This window comes from Acidocella sp. MX-AZ02 (assembly GCF_000306035.1).
Classification (GTDB): domain Bacteria; phylum Pseudomonadota; class Alphaproteobacteria; order Acetobacterales; family Acetobacteraceae; genus Acidocella; species Acidocella facilis.
Window position 1 is genome coordinate 52453 of record NZ_JH976210.1, and the last position, 17909, is coordinate 70361.

Annotated in this window: 15 protein-coding genes and 1 pseudogene; 12 read left to right on the forward strand and 4 right to left on the reverse strand. The window is 64.7% G+C overall.

Annotation, left to right across the window (positions count from 1 at the left end; all coding sequences use genetic code 11):
- Nucleotides 1-89: 89 nt before the first annotated feature.
- The 6 genes and pseudogenes from MXAZACID_RS14985 to MXAZACID_RS15005 all read left to right on the forward strand — a co-directional run bounded on the left by MXAZACID_RS14985 (nt 90) and on the right by MXAZACID_RS15005 (nt 6792).
- Nucleotides 90-761 carry a heavy metal response regulator transcription factor gene (locus MXAZACID_RS14985; RefSeq protein WP_008495325.1) on the forward strand — a complete coding sequence of 224 codons (672 nt, stop codon included), beginning with the start codon at nt 90-92 and terminating at the stop codon, nt 759-761.
- Nucleotides 761-2164, forward strand: coding sequence for a heavy metal sensor histidine kinase (locus MXAZACID_RS14990; RefSeq protein WP_168118449.1), 1404 nt, complete (start codon nt 761-763; stop codon nt 2162-2164). Before MXAZACID_RS14985 ends, MXAZACID_RS14990 begins: the two co-directional genes overlap by 1 nt.
- A gap of 63 nt (nt 2165-2227) precedes the next feature.
- Nucleotides 2228-3202: an HlyD family efflux transporter periplasmic adaptor subunit gene (locus MXAZACID_RS14995; protein ID WP_008495327.1), complete on the forward strand. Its 975-nt coding sequence runs from the start codon at nt 2228-2230 to the stop codon at nt 3200-3202.
- 4 nt (nt 3203-3206) lie between these two features.
- Nucleotides 3207-4586 (forward strand): annotated as a pseudogene (locus tag MXAZACID_RS20340) (efflux RND transporter permease subunit); the annotation flags it as partial.
- A 70-nt stretch (nt 4587-4656) separates the two neighbouring features.
- Nucleotides 4657-6237, forward strand: coding sequence for an efflux RND transporter permease subunit (locus MXAZACID_RS20345; RefSeq protein WP_256378789.1), 1581 nt, complete (start codon nt 4657-4659; stop codon nt 6235-6237).
- Nucleotides 6238-6360: 123 nt separating this feature from the next.
- Nucleotides 6361-6792: an SHOCT domain-containing protein gene (locus tag MXAZACID_RS15005; RefSeq protein WP_144052828.1), complete on the forward strand. Its 432-nt coding sequence runs from the start codon at nt 6361-6363 to the stop codon at nt 6790-6792.
- A gap of 165 nt (nt 6793-6957) precedes the next feature.
- Here the strand turns inward: MXAZACID_RS15005 and MXAZACID_RS15010 are convergent, their stop codons facing one another.
- The 3 genes from MXAZACID_RS15010 to MXAZACID_RS15020 are packed head-to-tail and all read right to left on the reverse strand — an operon-like array spanning nt 6958 to nt 8638.
- Nucleotides 6958-7470: an iron transporter gene (locus MXAZACID_RS15010; RefSeq protein ID WP_008495332.1), complete on the reverse strand. Its 513-nt coding sequence runs from the start codon at nt 7468-7470 to the stop codon at nt 6958-6960.
- Nucleotides 7463-8299 (reverse strand): FTR1 family protein, encoded by an 837-nt coding sequence (locus MXAZACID_RS15015; RefSeq protein ID WP_008495333.1) that lies wholly within the window; start codon nt 8297-8299, stop codon nt 7463-7465. The genes MXAZACID_RS15010 and MXAZACID_RS15015 overlap by 8 nt, the downstream gene beginning before the upstream one ends.
- Nucleotides 8300-8638, reverse strand: coding sequence for a cupredoxin domain-containing protein (locus MXAZACID_RS15020; RefSeq protein WP_008495334.1), 339 nt, complete (start codon nt 8636-8638; stop codon nt 8300-8302).
- A gap of 114 nt (nt 8639-8752) precedes the next feature.
- Between MXAZACID_RS15020 and MXAZACID_RS17995 the strand changes: the two genes are divergently transcribed.
- The 3 genes from MXAZACID_RS17995 (at nt 8753) to MXAZACID_RS15035 (ending at nt 11314) form a co-directional block, all read left to right on the forward strand.
- Nucleotides 8753-9286: a hypothetical protein gene (locus tag MXAZACID_RS17995; RefSeq protein WP_008495335.1), complete on the forward strand. Its 534-nt coding sequence runs from the start codon at nt 8753-8755 to the stop codon at nt 9284-9286.
- A 352-nt stretch (nt 9287-9638) separates the two neighbouring features.
- A complete protein-coding gene (locus MXAZACID_RS15030) occupies nt 9639-9839 on the forward strand; it encodes a DUF3311 domain-containing protein (protein WP_240376697.1) in 201 nt (66 codons plus the stop codon).
- Nucleotides 9836-11314 carry a sodium:solute symporter gene (locus MXAZACID_RS15035; RefSeq protein WP_008495337.1) on the forward strand — a complete coding sequence of 493 codons (1479 nt, stop codon included), beginning with the start codon at nt 9836-9838 and terminating at the stop codon, nt 11312-11314. The genes MXAZACID_RS15030 and MXAZACID_RS15035 overlap by 4 nt, the downstream gene beginning before the upstream one ends.
- Nucleotides 11315-11340: 26 nt before the next feature.
- On the opposite strand, the gene MXAZACID_RS15040 is transcribed toward MXAZACID_RS15035, so the two are convergent.
- Nucleotides 11341-12255, reverse strand: a complete 915-nt coding sequence (locus tag MXAZACID_RS15040) for a LysR family transcriptional regulator (RefSeq protein ID WP_205619827.1) — start codon at nt 12253-12255, stop codon at nt 11341-11343.
- Between the two features lie 83 nt (nt 12256-12338).
- Between MXAZACID_RS15040 and MXAZACID_RS15045 the strand changes: the two genes are divergently transcribed.
- From MXAZACID_RS15045 to MXAZACID_RS15055, 3 genes are all read left to right on the forward strand, one after another.
- The gene (locus MXAZACID_RS15045) at nt 12339-15182 is read left to right on the forward strand and encodes an FAD-binding and (Fe-S)-binding domain-containing protein (RefSeq protein ID WP_008495339.1); all 2844 of its coding nucleotides are present in this window, start codon (nt 12339-12341) and stop codon (nt 15180-15182) included.
- Between the two features lie 220 nt (nt 15183-15402).
- Nucleotides 15403-17136, forward strand: coding sequence for an L-arabinonate dehydratase (gene araD, locus MXAZACID_RS15050; RefSeq protein WP_008495340.1), 1734 nt, complete (start codon nt 15403-15405; stop codon nt 17134-17136).
- Between the two features lie 7 nt (nt 17137-17143).
- On the forward strand, nt 17144-17869 hold the full coding sequence (locus MXAZACID_RS15055; RefSeq protein ID WP_008495341.1) for a ribonuclease activity regulator RraA: 726 nt from the start codon (nt 17144-17146) through the stop codon (nt 17867-17869).
- Nucleotides 17870-17909: the final 40 nt, after the last annotated feature.

Genomic DNA, 17909 nt, shown 5'->3' on the forward strand with positions numbered 1-17909 from the left:
GCTAGCTGAAATAGGGGTTTGTTCACGCCTGCTTCCTACGGGCGCGCGGGCTGGTATGCTTACGACACCATGTTTTCACGGAACGGGCCATGCAGCTGCTATTAGCCGAGGATGAGCAGAAGACGATCAACTACCTCACCAAGGGGTTGCGTGAGGATGGTCATGTTGTGGACGCCGTCAGCAATGGCGCGGACGCGCTTGCCCTGGCGCTGGCCGGCGAATTTGACGCGATCATCCTGGATGTGATGATGCCCGGCCTCGATGGCTGGGAGGTGCTCAAATGTCTGCGTGCCGCCGGGCGGGCCACGCCGGTGCTGTTCCTGACGGCGCGCGATCATGTGGAGGACCGGGTGCGCGGCTTTGATCTCGGCGCCAACGACTATCTCATCAAACCCTTTGCCTTCGCGGAATTGCTGGCCCGGCTGCGTAATCTGGCGCGTCTGCCCAAGGCGGCACCCGGCTCCAGCCTAATGACCGTGGGGAATCTGGAGATCGACACGTTGCGCCACCGTGTCAGCCGTGCCGGCGTGGGGCTGCAGCTGACCTCCAAGGAATATGCGCTGCTGCTGTTGCTGGCGCGCAACCAGGGGCGGGTGCTCTCGCGCACGCTCATCGCCGAGGCGATCTGGGGCTTGTTCCACGACCAGCAAGCCAACGCGGTGGACGCGCTGGTCCGCCGCCTGCGCGCCAAGCTGGACACGCCTTTTGATACGGCCTTGCTGCACACAATTCGCGGCACCGGCTATGTGCTGGATACATGATGCGCCGCATCCTTCCCCCCACCTCCATCAGCGGGCGGCTCGCATTGCTCTACACGCTGGGGGCGCTCCTCGCGGTGGGGCTGTTCGCGTTGCTGGCAAACTGGAAGCTGGAGGCGAATTTCACTGTCGCGCATCGGGATTTTCTCCAGGCCAAGGCGGCGGAGTTTCAGGATGATCTGAATGATGGCGGCGGCGAGCCGGACCTGCTCATCAATGAGGTCTTGAAGGAAACCGACGGCGCGCGCCTGCGTTCCTATGAGGCCAGGGTGCTGGTGGCGGGCAAGCTGGCAGGTGCTACGCCAGGCATGGCCACCACGCTGCCCGCGCGCTTATTTCCCGCCGTGCGTGGCGTGCAGGCTCTGACCCTCATCCGCGACCAAACCGGCAACAGCTCCTGGCTGCTGACCAGCCTGCCCCTGCAAGGGCCACAGAATGTCAGCCTTCAAATCGGGCTGGACATCACTCGGGATGAAGCGCTGCTGACGGATTTTCACCGCGCGCTGGCCGTGTTCTTCCTGCTGATGGTGCCGCTTTTGCTGGGAGCCGGACGGCTGGCCGCCACCCATGCCCTGGCGCCGCTGACGCGCATCGCCAAGGTGGCGCAGAGCATTACCCCCGCCCAGCTGTCCCGGCGCATTCCGCAGGACCCGCCCTGGCCGCGCGAGCTGACCGGGCTGGTGCAGGTGTTCAACCAGATGCTGGATAATCTCGAATCCAGTTTCGAGCGTCTCTCCCGTTTCTCGGCGGATATCGCGCATGAGCTGCGCACCCCGCTTTCCAATCTCACCGGGAGTCTGGAGGTCTGCCTCATCCGCCCCCGTGACGAGGCGGAATATCGCGCCGCCATTGCCTCCGCGATCGAGGACGCGCAGCGCCTCACCGGGCTGATCGAGAATTTGCTGTTTCTGGCCCGGGTGGAGAACCCCAGACACGCGCTGCGCCTTGAGCGTTGCGAGGCCAGTGAAATCTGCGCCTGGGTGGCGGCGCACTATGAGGCTCAGTCTCGCCCCAAGGATTTGCGCCTGCGCATCGCAGGTGCGGCCACGTTCTACGCGGATACGCTGCTGCTCCGCCAGGCGTTGGGCAATGTGTTGGCCAATGCCGTGCGCCATGCGCCGCCGGGCTCGGAGATCGTGCTGGCCATTTCGGGCAGCCCGGCCAGCGGCGTGGACATCTCTGTTTCCGACCAGGGGCCGGGTATCGCGCCAGAACATTTGCCCCGGCTGTTCGACCGCTTCTACCAGACCGACCCGGCGCGGGGCCACAAGGCAACGCAAGGTTCAGGGCTGGGGCTGTCTATCGTGCGTTCGATCATGGAGCTGCATGGCGGGCGGGTGACGATCGAGAGCGTGCCTGGGCATGGAACACGCGTGAGCCTGCAGTTTCCGTCCATGGAGGCGTGAAAATGATAAAATTATCATCGAAATGGCGCCGTTTCGTCCAGAGGGCGCGTTTATCAAGGCCTGATGATTCGACGCTTACGATCCGCGCCGCTCGGCCTTGTCCTGACGCTGCTGGCGCTTACCGCCCAGGCACCTGGGGGCTGGGTGACAGTACGGACCAGCCAATTCGCCCCGGTTCTTTCCGGTTTCGCCAGCGTGCAACCGGGCGCGCCGGTCCCCATTACCGCCCTGCAAGCCGGCGTGCTCACCAGCCTCGCCGTGGTGCCGGGCGAAAGCGTGCATCCAGGCCAGCCCATAGGCCAGCTTGGCGGGGCGCAGCTCGCCGCGGCACTCGCCACAGCGCAAGGGGCCAGCAACGCCGCCAATGCCGCCCTGGCGGCCGAACAGGGTAAGTTCGCGGACCATCTCGCGACGAGAGTCGCGGTGGTGCAGGCACGCGCGGCGGCGGTTTCAGCGCGGGCCAGCCTCCTGGCGCTGCGCGCCGCATCCCGCCTGCAAAGCCCGGTGGCCGGGCAGGTGCAAAGCCTCGCGGTTGGGCCAGGCGCCGCCCTGGTGCCGGGGCAGGAGGTGGCCGTGATACAACCCGCCGCCGGCGCATGGGTGAAGGCGGTGCTGTATGGCGCGCAAGCGGAAACGCTTGCCCCCGGTATGGCGGCCCGGTTCACTCCCGCCGATGGCGCGCCGGCTATGCCGATCACGCTGCGCGGGGTGCAAGCCACGCAGTCCGATGGCGGGCTGGTCCTTGCTTTCGCGGGCCATGGCCTTCAGCCCGGCGAATCCGGCGCGGTCAGTCCTTCCTTGCGGCTGCGCCCTGTCCTGCTGGTCCCCAGCGAAGCGCTGGTGCTGGATAACGGGCGCTGGTGGGTGATGTTACATGGCGCCCAGGGCGACCACGCCGCCCCGGTCGTGCCGGGCACAACGCAAGGCCCTGAAACGCCTATTCTCTCCGGCCTCAAGGCCGGGGATCAGGTCATCGTCCAGGATGCCGCCTTGCTGTATCATCGCGGCATCGCTGGCCTTTACCAGCCGCCGGATTAACGCCATGCCCGCCGCTTTACGCCGCCTGCTGGGCCGCCCGGCTCTGTGGTTGATGATCTATGCCGCCTTGCTCGGCTACGGGCTGCTCGCCCTGTTCAATATCCCCGAAGAGGTGCTGCCCGCCTTCAACTATCCTGAGATCAGCGTGACGGTGCATCTGCCCGGCACCACCGCCACGGATATGGAGGCGATGGTTGCCACCCCGCTGGAAGGCGTGTTGCTCGGCTTACCCGGTGTCTCGAATGTCCGCAGCACCATCAGCGATGGGCTGGTGGAAACCGATCTGCGTTTTGCCGCCACCACCAACGCCCAGGCGGATTTGCAGGCGGTGAACGGCGCCATCGAGCGGGCCCAGACCAGCCTGCCGCCGGGCGTGCAGCCGTTCACGCAGATCATGGGCAATGCCATCAATGAGGTGGCGGATTATGCGGTTCGCATTGCCCCCGGCATATCACAGGCGCGGGCGGCCCGCGCGGTGGCGATGCAATTGGTCCCGGCCTTGCGCGCGGTGCCGGGGGTGCAGCTTGTCACCTCCGCCGGGTTGGGGGGCGAGGCGCTTTGGGTACAACCCAACCTCACCGCCATGGAACAGGCCGGGGTCTCCGTGCAGGCCTTGCAACAGGCGCTGGCTGGGCAAACCATGCTGGTGCCGGGCGGCACGCTCAGCCTTGGCCATGTCGACTCCCTCATCACTTTCGGCAATGCGCCGAGCGCGGCAAAGCTGGCGCAGACGCCGGTGATGGGGCCGCACGGCCCGATTCCGCTGGGCGCGCTGGCGCGCGTCCTGCACAGCACGGAACCGGTGCATCAGCGCGAATTGCTGGATGGAACCCCCGCGATTGCGCTTGTTGTGTTCAAGCAGCAGGGCGCCTCCACCTTACCGGTGGCGCGAGCCCTCGCGCGGGCGATCAAATCCGTGACTCTGCCGGACGGCGTTTCCGTGCTGCGGATTTACGACCAGGGCCATCTGGTGCGGGCCACGAGCGATGATTTGCGCCGCAATCTGCTCATTGGCGGCGTGCTGGCTATTGCCGGGCTGCTCGCGGTGCTGGGGGCAGGCAGCGGGGCTTGGTTGCTGGCCTTGTCTCTGCCGACATCGCTGCTGCTGGGCATCGCCGGGCTGTACGCCACCGGACAGAGCCTCAACCTGCTCACCTTCGGCGCCATCATCGTGGCGCTCGGGCTGGTGGCGGATGATTCCATCATCGTGCTGGAGAGCATTTTCCACCGCTGGGAAGCGGGCGACGCAACCTGGCCTGGCATCTGGCGCGGCTTAAGGGAGATCATGGCGCCTGACATGATCGGCACGCTTACCACCGCGCTGGTGTTCGTGCCGCTGCTCTTTACCGGCGGGCTGGCGGGGCTGTTCAGTGTGCCCTTCTCGCTGGCCATGATTTTTCGCGCTCGGCGCCTCGCTGCTGGTGTCGCTGACGCTGATTCCGCTGGGGTTGGGGGTGCTGCCGCGCCACACCGTCCGTTCACCTCGCGCGGCCAATGCGCTGCTCACCCGGCTGATGGGCTGGAACCGCCGCCTGTTCCGCCTCGCCTTGGCCTACCCCAAACGCGCCGTGCTGGCCTGCGTGGCGCTGCTGCTGGCGAGCCTCGGCGCGATGAGCCTGGTCTCGGTAAATGTGCTGCCCTTGCCGAATGAGGGTGTACTGCTGGAATCCTTTACCCTCGCCCCCGGCACCTCGCTTGCGGATTCGGACGCGGTGATGCGCCGTCTCTCCGCCCGGCTGGCGAAAGACAAGGCGGTTGAGCACGTGCTGGCACGCATCGGCTCGGCGGCGGGCTCCACCTATACCGAACCTGCCTATGCCGGGGAGATCACCATCCGGCTCAAGCCAGGTGCGGGTGGCGCCAGCCTGGATGCCATCGCCAACCGCGTGCAGGCGGAAACGCAATATCCCTCGCTGCAAACCGGCATTGACACGCCCACCATCGAACGGCTGGGCGAAAGCCTGAACGGCCTGCCGCAGCCCTTTGCGCTGGATTTATACGGCGATGATCTCTCCCAGATGTCCGCTACCGCCCAGGCCATCGCCCAGCGCCTTGGCCGCGTGCCGGGGTTGAGCGATCTGTTCAACGACCAGGGCTATCCCGAAACGCAGTTGCGCATTACGCCACGCCCGGCGGCGCTCGCCGCGGCCGGGATGACGCCCTCGACGCTGAGCGATACGGTCTCCGCCCTGATGGCGGGACAAGTGGTGGCGGAACTGCCGGATGGCGCCGCGCCGCTGCCGCTTTATCTGCGCCTGCCAGATCCGCGCCTGCTCTCCCAGCAAGGGCTCGCGGCATTGCCGGTGGGGCCAGACAGCGCCACGCCCCTGGGCGCGCTGGCGGATATCTCGCTCACCACCAGCCCCAACCAGTTCATGCATATTGATGGCGCACGGGCGCTGGAAATTCTCGCCACCCCCACCACAGCGCCCAATATCGCCATCGCCCAGGCGCGGCGCGCCTTGGCCGGGCTGAAGCTGCCGCCGGGCGAGCGGATCGTTTTCGGTGGGCTGTACCCGATGCTGGAGCGCGCCGCTCTGGGATTGGGCATAGCCGCCATCGCCGCCATCGCAGCTTTGGCCTGGGTGCTGTTTCTGCGCTTCTCTGGCCGGCGCGTACCGTTGCTGCTGCTGGCGCAAATTCCACTGGCGATGACCGGCGGCGGGCTGGCCCTGGCGGTGAGCGGGCTGGGGCTGAACGGCATCGGGTTGATCGGCTTTTTGGCCTTGGCGGGGGTGAGTCTGAATCACGGCGTCGTGCTGCTGGACCGCGCCCAGCGCAACGAGGCGGCGGGAATGAGCCCGGAAGAGGCCATTGACGAGGCGCTGAAGGTGCGGTTCCGCCCCATCTTCCTCACCACGGCCGTTGCGATCCTCGGCATGCTGCCCACCGCTTTGGGCTTCGGCACAGGCGCCGCGCCTGAGCAGGGGCTGGCGGTGGTCATCGGCGGCGGCATTCTCTGGAGCGCGCTGCTCTGCACCAACCTGCTGCCGGCGCTGTATCTCACCGGGCGCAAGCCGAAGCGGCAAGCATGAAGCAAAGAGCTTGATATTCTCACGACGGCGATTGGGCCGCGCATTGAGCAAGATCAATGCGCGGCTTTTAGTCGCGCGATATAGAACTCACGCCCTGAATCCTTCAAAAGATGGGACCCAAACATGTCTGGTTTCTTTCGGAAAGCGAGCGCCACAGTCTTGGCATTCGCCATCACCGCGCCCATCGCGTGGGCTGATTCTCCAGCCGCGAATATGGCGGCCGACGCCAATGTCGCCTTCCAAGGGCAAGGCTGTAACGGCTACGGGCCAGGGCCTTGGATGATGGGCAGATGGGGCGGTGGTGTGCCGATGATGGGCTATGGCGGTTGGGGCGGCGGCGGATGGCTCATGATGATCTTTGCCGCTGTTCTGATCGCGGCACTTCTATTGTTCATCTTCCGGGCACTCACCTGGATGGCGCATGCACCGCATCAGCAAATGCGCTCCACCGGCGCCGGGGGGCCAGGCCTGCACGCGCTCGATGAGCGTTACGCGCGCGACGAAATCAAGCGCGAAGAATATCTGCAGAAAAAGCGCGATATTCTGGGCAACTGACCGCCTCAAGGCCACGGCTTATGGGCCGAAGAGCTTCACGCCTGAATTTTTTCTGAAAGTGTGGGGTAGGGAGACGTCGGAACTGATTCGCGAAGGAATGACCAACGTCTCCCCGGTGTCGGACCGATACCAAAACGCCCCGGCGAAGCGGGGCGTTGGGTCTGATCAGCCTTTGGCCGGATAGGTAAAGTTGAAGCTTTCCGTGAAGGGTTTCCACCAGGGCGGAATACCGGTCGCGGCGTCTGTATGGCGGTAATATCCGTTCACCGAGGGCGGCTCGAAGCTGTAGAGAACGTGATATGTTCCCGGGCCGTCCATTGCCAGGCTATCCGCATAATGCGGCCCGTCATCGGCGGACATCGGCAGAAGCACACCCTTATGGCTCCAATTCGTTCCCTCCTTTGTGAGCGTGTAGCTTATCTTGACGTAGGGGATCCAAGCTTGATCAGCGTAACCCCAGCGATTATTCGCGGTGGCGTGCAGATCCACTTCCAGATGAATCGTATCCGGCCCCATCGGCATGTCGGGTGGCATCGGGTCCATCTTCACGCCGAGCAGATAGGATGAAACGATTTCCATATCGTCCTGGTGGTCAGGACCGCCGATATAATATTCCTTGGCGTGGGCAGCCATGGCGACGAGACTGAACAGCGAGACGAGTGGGATAAGCTTACGCATGATTCAAATTTCCTGCAGAAGAATGTTTTGATTTTGAAGGCCGGTGAGACAGCCAGAGCAGCACGCAAAGCGTAACAATCCAGGCCAGCAGCTGTATCCCCATCGGTCTGTCTGAATACCCAAGAAGGGCCTGGGCAGCCTTGCCGGCAATGGAGCCTGTGGAGAGCAGCCGGGAACTGTTCCACAGCTGATAGCCCAACGCCGGAATATAATCGTCATTGGCCAAGAGGGCGGCGGCCTGCCCCGCCATCCCCGCGGCGAGCAGGGAAATCAGCGTGGAGGTGACACCGAACAGATGCCGCAACGGGATGGCCAGCAGCCCCCGGTAAAGCGTCCAGGACACCGCCCCGCCCGCCAGAACGCCCAGAATGCCGCCGCTGATGAGCGACGCGGCACTGAGGTTCGCCGCCGTGGCAATGCCGTACAGAAAGAGCGCCACCTCCGAGCCTTCCCGCAAAATCGCGATGGCGATGACCACGGCCATGGCCTTCATGGTGCGCTGTCCAGCCAGCACCTCAGCCCCCATGTCGCGCATCTGCGTGGCCATTTCCCGGCCGTGCCGGGCCATCCAGGCCGCATGCCAGGCCAGCATCAGCACGGCAAAAATCAGAATCGCCGCGTCGAATACGTCCTGTCCATTGCCGGCGAACATCTGGGTAAGCTCGCCCAGTAGGGCTGCGAGCAATCCTGCTCCGGCCAGACCGGCGAACAATCCGCCCCAAAGATAGCGCCCCCGGCGCGGCACCCCTGCTGTCGCGGCCATGACGATGCCAACGATGAGCCCCGCTTCCAAGACCTCACGAAACACAATGATGAAGCTGGCCAGCATCTATTTGGCTTCCACAATGCCGTGCGCGGCTTCAGGGTGGTAATCATCGTAGAATTTGTACCGCCCGGGGCTCAATGGCCCAGCCATCACAGAGATGGTTTGGCCAGGCAGGAGAATTTTCTCGACCCGCAAATCCGGGCTTTCGAATTCATCCGGCGTGGTATCGTGGCTGGTCACCAGCAGTTTAAACCGGCTGCCCGCCGGCACGACGATATGGTCCGGCGTGAAGTGATGAGCCTCCAGCACCAAGCTGAGCGGTGCTGCCATGCCGGCCACGGGCAACAGCGATGCTACAACCCCAACGGCCAGACACCTGAAATAAATGGCTTTGCTTGCCATGAGAGCCGCACTCCATCAATTGCAAATAATTATCGATTGCTGTAAGAGCTACTTATTGAAAACGATTCTCGTTATCAAGTGGCTAGAGCAAATATTATCCTGGGATAATGCAGTATGACTTTTGGTGTTGAGGTTGCGAACGCGCTCGATCCTTATCGGTTTCCGGCCAACTGGCTGGTGGCGTTGTATAATCGCGATATCACGGTGGCGCTTCAGCCGTGGCAGTTCTTGATTCGGGCCCTGCATGTGGCGGCGGTTTGCGTGTTTTTTGGCGCCTTATGCATATTAGATCTGCGTTTGCTGGGTTTTGCGCCTGACCTGCCAGTTCGCCCATTGCTGCGTTTGGTGTTGCCGGTTGTATACGCGGCATTCGGACTTGCCTTGCTAACCGGCTTCACATTGTTCTTTTACGATCCTGTTGCGGTTGGCAGCCATGACTGGCTGACGCCGAAGCTGCTATTCATTGCCCTTGGTATTGCGAACGCAATCTGGTTCAACAGGCGATATCTTTCGCCACAGCTTGCCTCCAACGACGAAGTCCGGACGGGCCATTGGGCCGTGTTTGTCTCCTTGGCGCTGTGGGGCGCGGCGATATTCTGTGCGTGCCTTAATGCTGAACCGCCGCCCCGGCTATATCTGGGAAGCTAGCCCACTCAAATCTCTCAAGCGGTGGCGCCTCCGGCAAAGCTGGCGCGGTTCACTCCCGCGCGGGGCAAGCGCGGGACGGGCAATTTCGGGCAGTACCTCCAATCAGCCGATCTTTGCCGGGCTCTCTCTGGTCGGATCGCGGCGTCGGCAGGGTTGCTTTCCCCGCCGCCGCGCGCGGGGCTGCTGTGATTCGGCCCCAGCAATTGCCTTTATCCCGTTGAAATAAGGCTTGCATCCCATCCCTAATCGCCGCAGACTAAATTTGCCGAGGAAGGCTGATGGTGTGAGCCACTCAGCGGGGAGCGCTTGGCAACACGGCCCGCGTCATCAATAAAATTTTCAACGGGGCGAGATGATGAAACATCCCGGGCTGCTTGCTGTTATTCCATTTATTGGCATGTTAATTGGGCCGATCGTCCATAACAATGTCACACCCTATATCTTGGGAATGCCCTTCAGCCTCGGCTGGATCGTGCTCTGGGTGTTTCTCACCTCCGCCATCATGGCGCTGATCCATCATCTGCAATCGCGCAAAGAGGGGGCTGGCCGATGAGCATCGCTCTGCTGTTGCTGGCCCTGGCCGCCCTGGTGGCGCTGGGGCTTGGTGTTTCCGCGCGCAGCGGCCATGAGATGGGGCTGCAGCAATGGACGGTAGCCGGGCGCGGGCTTGGCACCTTGTTCGTCTTCCTGCTGCTGGCCGGTGAGATCTACACCACCTTCACCTTCCTCGGCGCCGCCGGCTATGCCTACGGGTTCGGCGCGCCCTGCTACTACATCGTCGCCTACGGCACGCTGGCCTACGTGATCTCGTATTTCATCCTGCCGCCGGTCTGGACCTATGCGCGCGAGCATAATCTGGTCTCGCAGCCGGATTTCTTCGCGCATAAATATAAGAGCAAGCCGCTGGGCATTTTCGTCGCCCTGGTCGGCATCGTGGCGCTGATTCCCTATCTGGTGCTGCAATTCGTCGGTCTCGGCGTGATTGTCGAGGCGGCGAGTTACGGTTCCATTCACAAGACCGCCTCCGTGCTGATCGGCGCGGTGGTGGTGGTGCTGTATGTGATCACCTCCGGCGTACGCGGCACCGCCTGGACGGCGGTGGTGAAGGATGTGATGATCCTCTCGGTCGCCGCCTTTCTCGGCTTCTACCTGCCGATCCATTATTACGGCAGCATCACGCATATGTTCGAGGCGGTGGACAAGGCGCGGCCGGGCTTCCTGGCCTTTGCCGCCAGCGGGCAGAGCGTCTCCTGGTTCGTCTCCACGGTGTTGCTGACAGCACTTGGCTTCTTCATGTGGCCGCAAGCCATGGGGGCCTGCTACACCGCGCGCAATGCCGACGTGTTCCGCAAGAACGCGATCGTGCTGCCGCTCTACCAGCTGGTGATGCTGTTCATCATCTTTGTCGGGTTCACGGCGTTTCTGCAGGTGCCGGGGCTGAAAGGCGGGGCGACGAATTCGGCGCTGCTGAAAATCGTCGTCGCCAGCTTTCCGCCGGCGGTGGTTGGTATTGTCGGTGCCGCCGGGGTGTTGACGGCTTTGGTGCCGGGCTCGCTGATCATCATGAGCGCGGCGACACTTTGCGCGCGTAACGTGGTGGCGCCGCTCTGGCCGCAGATCAGCGACGAGACCACGGTGCTGCTGGCGAAAATCCTGGTGCCGGTGATCGCGCTGATCGGCGCCTTCTTCGCCATCGCCGGGAATTCCACCATCGTGGCGTTGCTGCTGATGGGCTATAGCTTCGTCACCCAGCTGTTTCCCGCACTGGTCAGCAGCCTGCTGCCGAACAGCCCGGTGACAAAATGGGGCGCCTTTGCCGGCATCGCCGCCGGTGTCGCCACCGTGGTCTATCTCTCCCTCGCGCATCAGACGATGGGCACGCTCTTCCCCGCCTTGCCGGAAATGGTTCGGGATCTGAATGTCGGCATCGTCGCGTTGATCGTCAATTTGATCGCGCTGGGGATTGTCAGCGCTCTCACCGCCCGGCGCTCCGGGGTGGCGCTGCGCGACGAGCACGGCCAGGCCTGACGGGATTTGGCCATGCGCCGCCGCGGTTACGGGTGAGGGGCTTGCCGGTCCGCGGCGCCGCTATCCTGCAGGAGCAGGGCGGCGAACTGGGCGGCGGCCGGCGAAGGTAGGCGCAAGGCCGGTTCCAGCAGATAGAGCGTGCGCCACAGCTCCAGATCCTCGATCGGCACGAAGCGGATCGAGCGATCCTCGAACAAGGACGCGGCATTCTGGGGCATCAGCGAAACCCCAACCCCGGCGCGGATCATGCAGAGCTGGGCGATGGTGGAATGGGCCAGCAGCGTCGTCTGCCGGTAGGCTTCGGGCAGCTGCGGACAATGCAGCAGCAATTGCTGGGTGCCGGTTGCGGCGGAGAGCGAGATCAGGCTGGCCGGGTCGATCTCCTGTAGCCGTACTTGCGCGCGCCCGGCCAGCTTATGCGCGGCGGCACAGACCAGCCCGAAGCGGTCGCGCTCGATTTTCGTCTGCCGCAGATCCGGCGATGATCTGGCCCGCCCGGCAATCGCCAGATCCAGCCGCCCATCAGAGACCATATCCGCCAACGCCTCGGCGACATCGTCATGCAGCTGGCAGGCGATGCCGGGATTGAGCTGGCGAAACCGCGCCAGCGCCGGGGCGACCCGGCGCGAGATGGCCGAGGGCGCGGCGCCGATGGCCAACTGCCCGGTTCGCAGCCGGGCCTGATCGCACAGTTTCTCCACCGCATCATCGAGCCCGGCCAGCAGCGGCGCGGTTTCGCGCAGGAAGGCGAGGCCGAGCAAGGTGGGGGCAGGCGGGCGGGTGGTGCGGTCGAACAACGGCGCGCCGGCTTCCGCTTCCAACTGGCGGATGGTCTCGGTGAGGGCGGAGGGCACAATGCCCAGCGCCGCGGCGGCACGGGTGAAGCTGCCCTGCGCCCAGATTACGTGCAGCGCCCGCAGATGCCGCAGGCTTATGTTCATATTATTTGAATTTAGCTTCATATTTTTCTATTTTTACGAACACGCCGTTCATGTTTCAAGGGACTTGTAAACGGGAGGTGGGTATGGACGGCATGGGTGTGGAGATGGATCAGGTGACGCGCTTCGCCTCTGCCCTGCGCCAGGCCGGGTTTGGCGGCGAGGTCGAGACCGAGGCTGCGCTGCGCGTGGCGATGTCCACCGATAATTCCGTTTATCAGATCATGCCGGATGTCATCGTCGCCCCGCGCGATGCCGCGGACATGGCGCGGCTGGCTTCGGTGCTGGACCAGCCAGCGTTTCACAGCCTGGGGGTGACGGCGCGCGGCGGCGGCACCGGCACCAATGGGCAGAGCCTGAACCGGGGCGTCATCGTCGATACCAGGCGGCATATGAACCGGGTGCTGGCGGTGGATGCGCAGGAAGGCTGGGCGGATGTGGAACCGGGCGTGGTGCTGGATGCGTTGAACGATGCGCTGCGCCCGAGCGGCTGGTTTTTCGCGCCGGAAACCTCGACCTCTACACGCTGCACCATCGGCGGCATGGTCAGCACCGATGCCTCGGGCAAGGGCTCGCGGGTTTATGGCAAGACCAGCGACAATATCATCGGGCTGGAGCTGGCGCGCCCGGAAGGGCTGCTCTCCAGCCTCGCTGCGCCGCCGGACTGGGCGACCGGAATGCTGGCGCGGGCAGAGGCGGCGGCGCGGGCCGGGCGGGCGGCCTTCATCGCCCATACGCCACGCCTGAACCGGCGCTTCACCGGCTATGACCTGGAGCGCGCCTGCCCGGAGGCGGGCGGGTTCGAATGGTGGCGGCTGTTTCTGGGGGCGGAGGGCACGCTGGGGCTGATTTCGCGCATCCGGGTCAAGCTGCGGCGGATCGAGCCGGAGAAACGGCTGCTGGTGGTGGGCTTTGCGCAGTTCCGCCAGGCCTTGGCCGCCGCCGGGGCGCTGATGGCGTTCGCGCCCACCGCCATCGAGGTGATGGATGAGCGGGTTCAGGCCCTGGCCGGCGAGGCCGGGATCTTGGCGCGTCTGCCGCCCGCCTTGCGCGCCGGGGCGTGGCAGCGCCTGGCCTATGTGTTCATCGAGTTCAACGGCACTGACGGGCCGGCGCTGGAGGCGCGGCTGGCTGCCTGCCTGGCCTGTCTGGAGGGGCTGGAGGGCGCGCGGGCGGTGCATATGGCGCAGGGGCTGGCGGAGATCAAAGCGCTCTGGGCGATCCGTTCCGCCGGCGTCGGGCTGCTGGGCAAAATCCAGGGCGTGGCGCGGCCGGTGGCCTTCGTCGAGGATTGCGTGGTGCCGCCGGAAAACCTGCCGGCCTTCCTGGATGAATTCCTGGCGGTGCTGGAGGGGCATGGGCTGGAATTCGGCATTTACGGGCATGTGGATGTCGGCTGCCTGCATGTGCGCCCGGCGCTGAATATCGACAGCGCGGAGGACCGGCAAAAGCTGGGCGCGGTCTCGGATGCGGTGTTCGCGCTGACCCGTAAATATGGCGGGGTGTTCTGGGGCGAGCACGGCAAGGGGGTGCGCGGTGCCTATCTGCGGGCGTGGATCGGCGAGGAGGCTTATGCGGCGCTGCGCCAGGTGAAGGCGGCGTTCGACCCGCAAGGGCGGTTCAATCCTGGCAAGCTCGTCACCGGGGATGAAGGGGCGCTGGGCATTCTCACCACCCCGTTCCGGCCCTTCAACGCGCCGGAGGGCGATGCGCTGGCCGGGGCGTTTCGCTGCAACGGCAATGCGCAATGTCTGAGCTATGAGGCGAGCACGCCGATGTGCCCCTCCTACAAGGCGACGGCGGATTTGCGTCAGAGCCCGAAAGGCCGGGCGGACGCGCTGCGGGACTGGCACCGCCAGCGCCAGAGCGGGCCAGCAGACCCAGCTTTGGAGGCCGGGCTGCTGGCAACGCTGGATGGCTGCCTGGGCTGCAAGGCCTGCGCCTCAACCTGCCCGGTGCAGGTGGATGTGCCGGGGCTGCGCAGCGCCTTCTATGCGGATTATTACGCCCGCCACGCCCGCCCGCTGGCCGACCGGCTGGCGCTGCTGGGCGAGCGGCTGAGCCCCGCCTCGGCCGCCTGCGCGCCGGTGCTGCGCCCGCTCTGGCCGGTGTTGGGGAAGCTCGGCGGGGTGCTGGGGATGCTGGATCTGCCAAGGCATTACGCGCCGAAGCCGCCGCGCCGCTACCGGCTGGACAAATTGCCGCAGGATGCCACGGCTTTGGGCGCGCGCCCGGTGGTGCTGGTGCAGGACTGGTTCAGTGCCTTGTTCGACGGCGCCGCGCAGCGCGATGCCATCGCCGGGCTGGAGGCACTGGGCTATCGCCCCTGGCTGCTCAAGCTGCATCCGGCGGGGAAGGTGGCGCAGACATTCGGGGCACTGCCCGCCTTCATGGCGATGGCGACGCGGCTATGCGCGGCGCTCGCGGCGCTGGCGCGGCTGGGGGTGCCGTTGGTCGGGCTGGACCCGGCTTTGGTGATGCAGCTGCGCCAGGATTACCCGAAGGCCGGGCTCATCCCGCCGTCTGTGGCCTTGCCGCAGGAGTTTCTGGTGCGGGAGCTGGAGGCAGGGCGGGTATTCCCGCAGGCCGCCGGCAGCGCGCCAATGCGGCTGTTCAGCCATTGCACGGAAAGCACCGCCGTGCCGGCCGCCGGGGCGCTGTGGCGGCGGGTTTATGAGGCGCTGGGGCTGGAGGTGGAGACGCCGTCCACCGGCTGTTGCGGTATGGCCGGGCTGTTCGGGCACCAGGAGCGCCACCAGCGTGTCTCGCGGCGTCTGTTCGATCTTTCCTGGCGGGCGAAGCTGGAGGGGGAGGCAGAAATGGCGGCCAGCGGTTTTTCCTGCCGCTGCCAGGCGGAGCGACTCGCAGGCAAACAACTGCGCCACCCGCTGGGGCTGATCGCCCAGGCGCTGGCCGGGAAAACCCCTTGAAATGGCTCGCCAAATAAAAGCTCAATGCGGAAAAAGCGGTTCCAGGGGGTGAAATGGCCGCCGGTTATGTCGGGCGCTTGACAGGCTAATATATTAGTGCATTTTTGGTTCCAAGGCGTGAAACGAGCCAGGAGGAAACATGTCATGCCGGGTGTCTCGGCATCGTGGGCCCGCGCGGCTTGGCGCTGTTGGTTTGGCATTATCGTAAAGGCCCTTGTCCATGAGCCGTAAAACCCCCGCTCAACTCCGCTCCGCGCGCTGGTTCGCGCCGGATGATCTGCGCAGCTTCGGGCATCGCTCCCGGATGATGCAGCTCGGCTTCGATGAGCCGGACTTCAAGGACAAGCCGGTGATCGGCATTCTCAATACCTGGTCGGAGCTGAACACCTGCCATTCGCATTTCCCCGAGCGGGTGCAGGATGTGAAGCGCGGCGTGCTGCAGGCGGGCGGGTTGCCGGTGGAGTTGCCCTCGCTCTCGGTGGATGAGAGCTACATCAAGCCGACCTCGATGCTCTATCGCAATCTGCTCGCCATCGAGGCGGAGGAGATGATCCGCTGCCATCCGCTGGACGGGGTGGTGCTGATGGGCGGTTGCGACAAGACCACGCCGGGGCTGGTGATGGGGGCGATCTCGGCCGGTGTGCCGATGATCTTCCTGCCCGCCGGGCCGATGCTGAGCGGCAATTATGCCGGCAAGCGGCTGGGCTCGGGCTCCGATGCCTGGAAATACTGGGATGAGCGCCGCGCCGGCAATATCTCGGACGATGAATGGCGCGGCATCCAGGGCGGCATCGCCCGTTCGCCGGGCGTGTGCATGACCATGGGCACCGCCAGCACGATGACGGCGATTGCCGAGGCGATGGGGCTGTGCCTGCCCGGCGCCTCCTCCATCCCGGCGGTGGATTCCGGGCATGAGCGCATGTCCGCCGCCTGCGGCCGGCGGATTGTCGAGATGGTGTGGGAGGATCTGACCCCGGAGAAGATCATCACCGAAGCCTCCTGCCGCAACGCCGCGATTGTCGCCATGGCGACTGGCTGTTCCACCAACGCGGTGGTGCATCTGATCGCGATGGCGCGGCGCGCCAAGGTGAACATGACGCTGGATGATCTCGACGCGCTGGGCCGCGTCACCCCGCTGATCGCCAATATCCGGCCTTCGGGCAAGGAGTATCTGATGGAGGATTTCTTCTACGCGGGCGGCCTGCGCGCGCTGATGAAGCAGATCGAGGCGCGGCTGGATGGCGATGCGCTCACCGTCACCGGCAAGAGCCTCAGCGAAAACCTGGAAGGGGCCAAGGTTTATAATGACGACGTGATCCGCCCGCTCTCCAACCCGGTCTATGAGGAAGGCTCGCTGGCGGTGCTGCGCGGCAATCTCTGCCCGGATGGGGCGGTGATCAAGCCCGCGGCGTGCGATCCGAAATATCACGTGCATCAAGGCCCGGCCTTGGTGTTTGACAGCTATCCGGAGATGAAGAAGGCGGTCGATGATGAGAATCTCGACATCACCCCGGACCATGTGCTGGTGCTGCGCAATGCCGGGCCGCAAGGCGGGCCGGGCTTTCCGGAATGGGGCATGCTGCCGATCCCGAAAGCGCTGATCAAGCAAGGCCACAGGGATATGCTGCGGATTTCGGATGCGCGCATGTCCGGCACCTCCTACGGCGCCTGCGTGCTGCATGTCGCCCCGGAGAGTTTCATCGGCGGGCCGCTGGCGCTGCTGCAGACCGGCGACATCGTGAAGCTGGATCTGCCCAATCGCCGTTTGGATATGCTGGTGGATGAGGACGAGATCGCCCGCCGCAAAGCCGCCTGGGTGGCCCCCGCGCCGCGCTATTCCCGTGGCTATGGCTACATGTTCCAGAACCATGTGACCCAGGCCGACCAAGGCTGCGATTTCGACTTCCTGCAATCCGATTTCGGCCCCGCCGCCGGCGAGCCGGATATTTTCTGAGGATATGATGAGCAACCCGACATTGTCAGACGCCACGCGCGAGAAATTGCGCAAGGTCTCCACCGCCTCCATCGCCAGCGCGCTTTATAAGCGCGGCCTGCGCAACCAGTTCATCCAGGGTGTGGTGCCGGTGGCGCCGAAGGAGGGCAACATGGTTGGCCCCGCCTTCACGCTGCGCTATATCGTGGCGCGGGAGGACCGCAACCCGATGACGGTGTTCCGCAGCCCGCAGCATCCGCAACGCGTGGCGATCGAGACCTGCCCGCCCGGCCATGTGCTGGTGATGGATGCTAGGAAGGATGCCAGGGCGGCGACGGCGGGCTCCATCCTGATCACCCGCCTGGCGCTGCGCGGTGCGGCGGGGGTGGTCTCTGATGGCGGCTTCCGCGATGCGGAGGGCATCGGCAAGCTGGACATGCCGGCCTATTACGCCAGGCCCTCAGCGCCGACCAACCTGACGCTGCATGAGGCGATCGACATCAACGTGCCGATCTCCTGCGGCGACGCGCCGGTATTTCCCGGGGATGTGCTGGTCGGCGACAAGGATGGGGTGATGGTGATCCCGGCTGAGATCGTCGATGAGATTGCCGATGAGTGCATGGGTATGGAAAGTTTCGAGGATTTCGTGCTGGAGCAGGTGCAGGCGGGGGCCGGCATCATCGGGCTTTATCCCTGCACGAAAGACGAGAACCAATCCGCCTACGAAGCTTGGCGCAAGGCCAACGGCCGCTAACCCCCGGCTCTGAAGTCGCAAAAGTTTTTGAGGGTCTAGC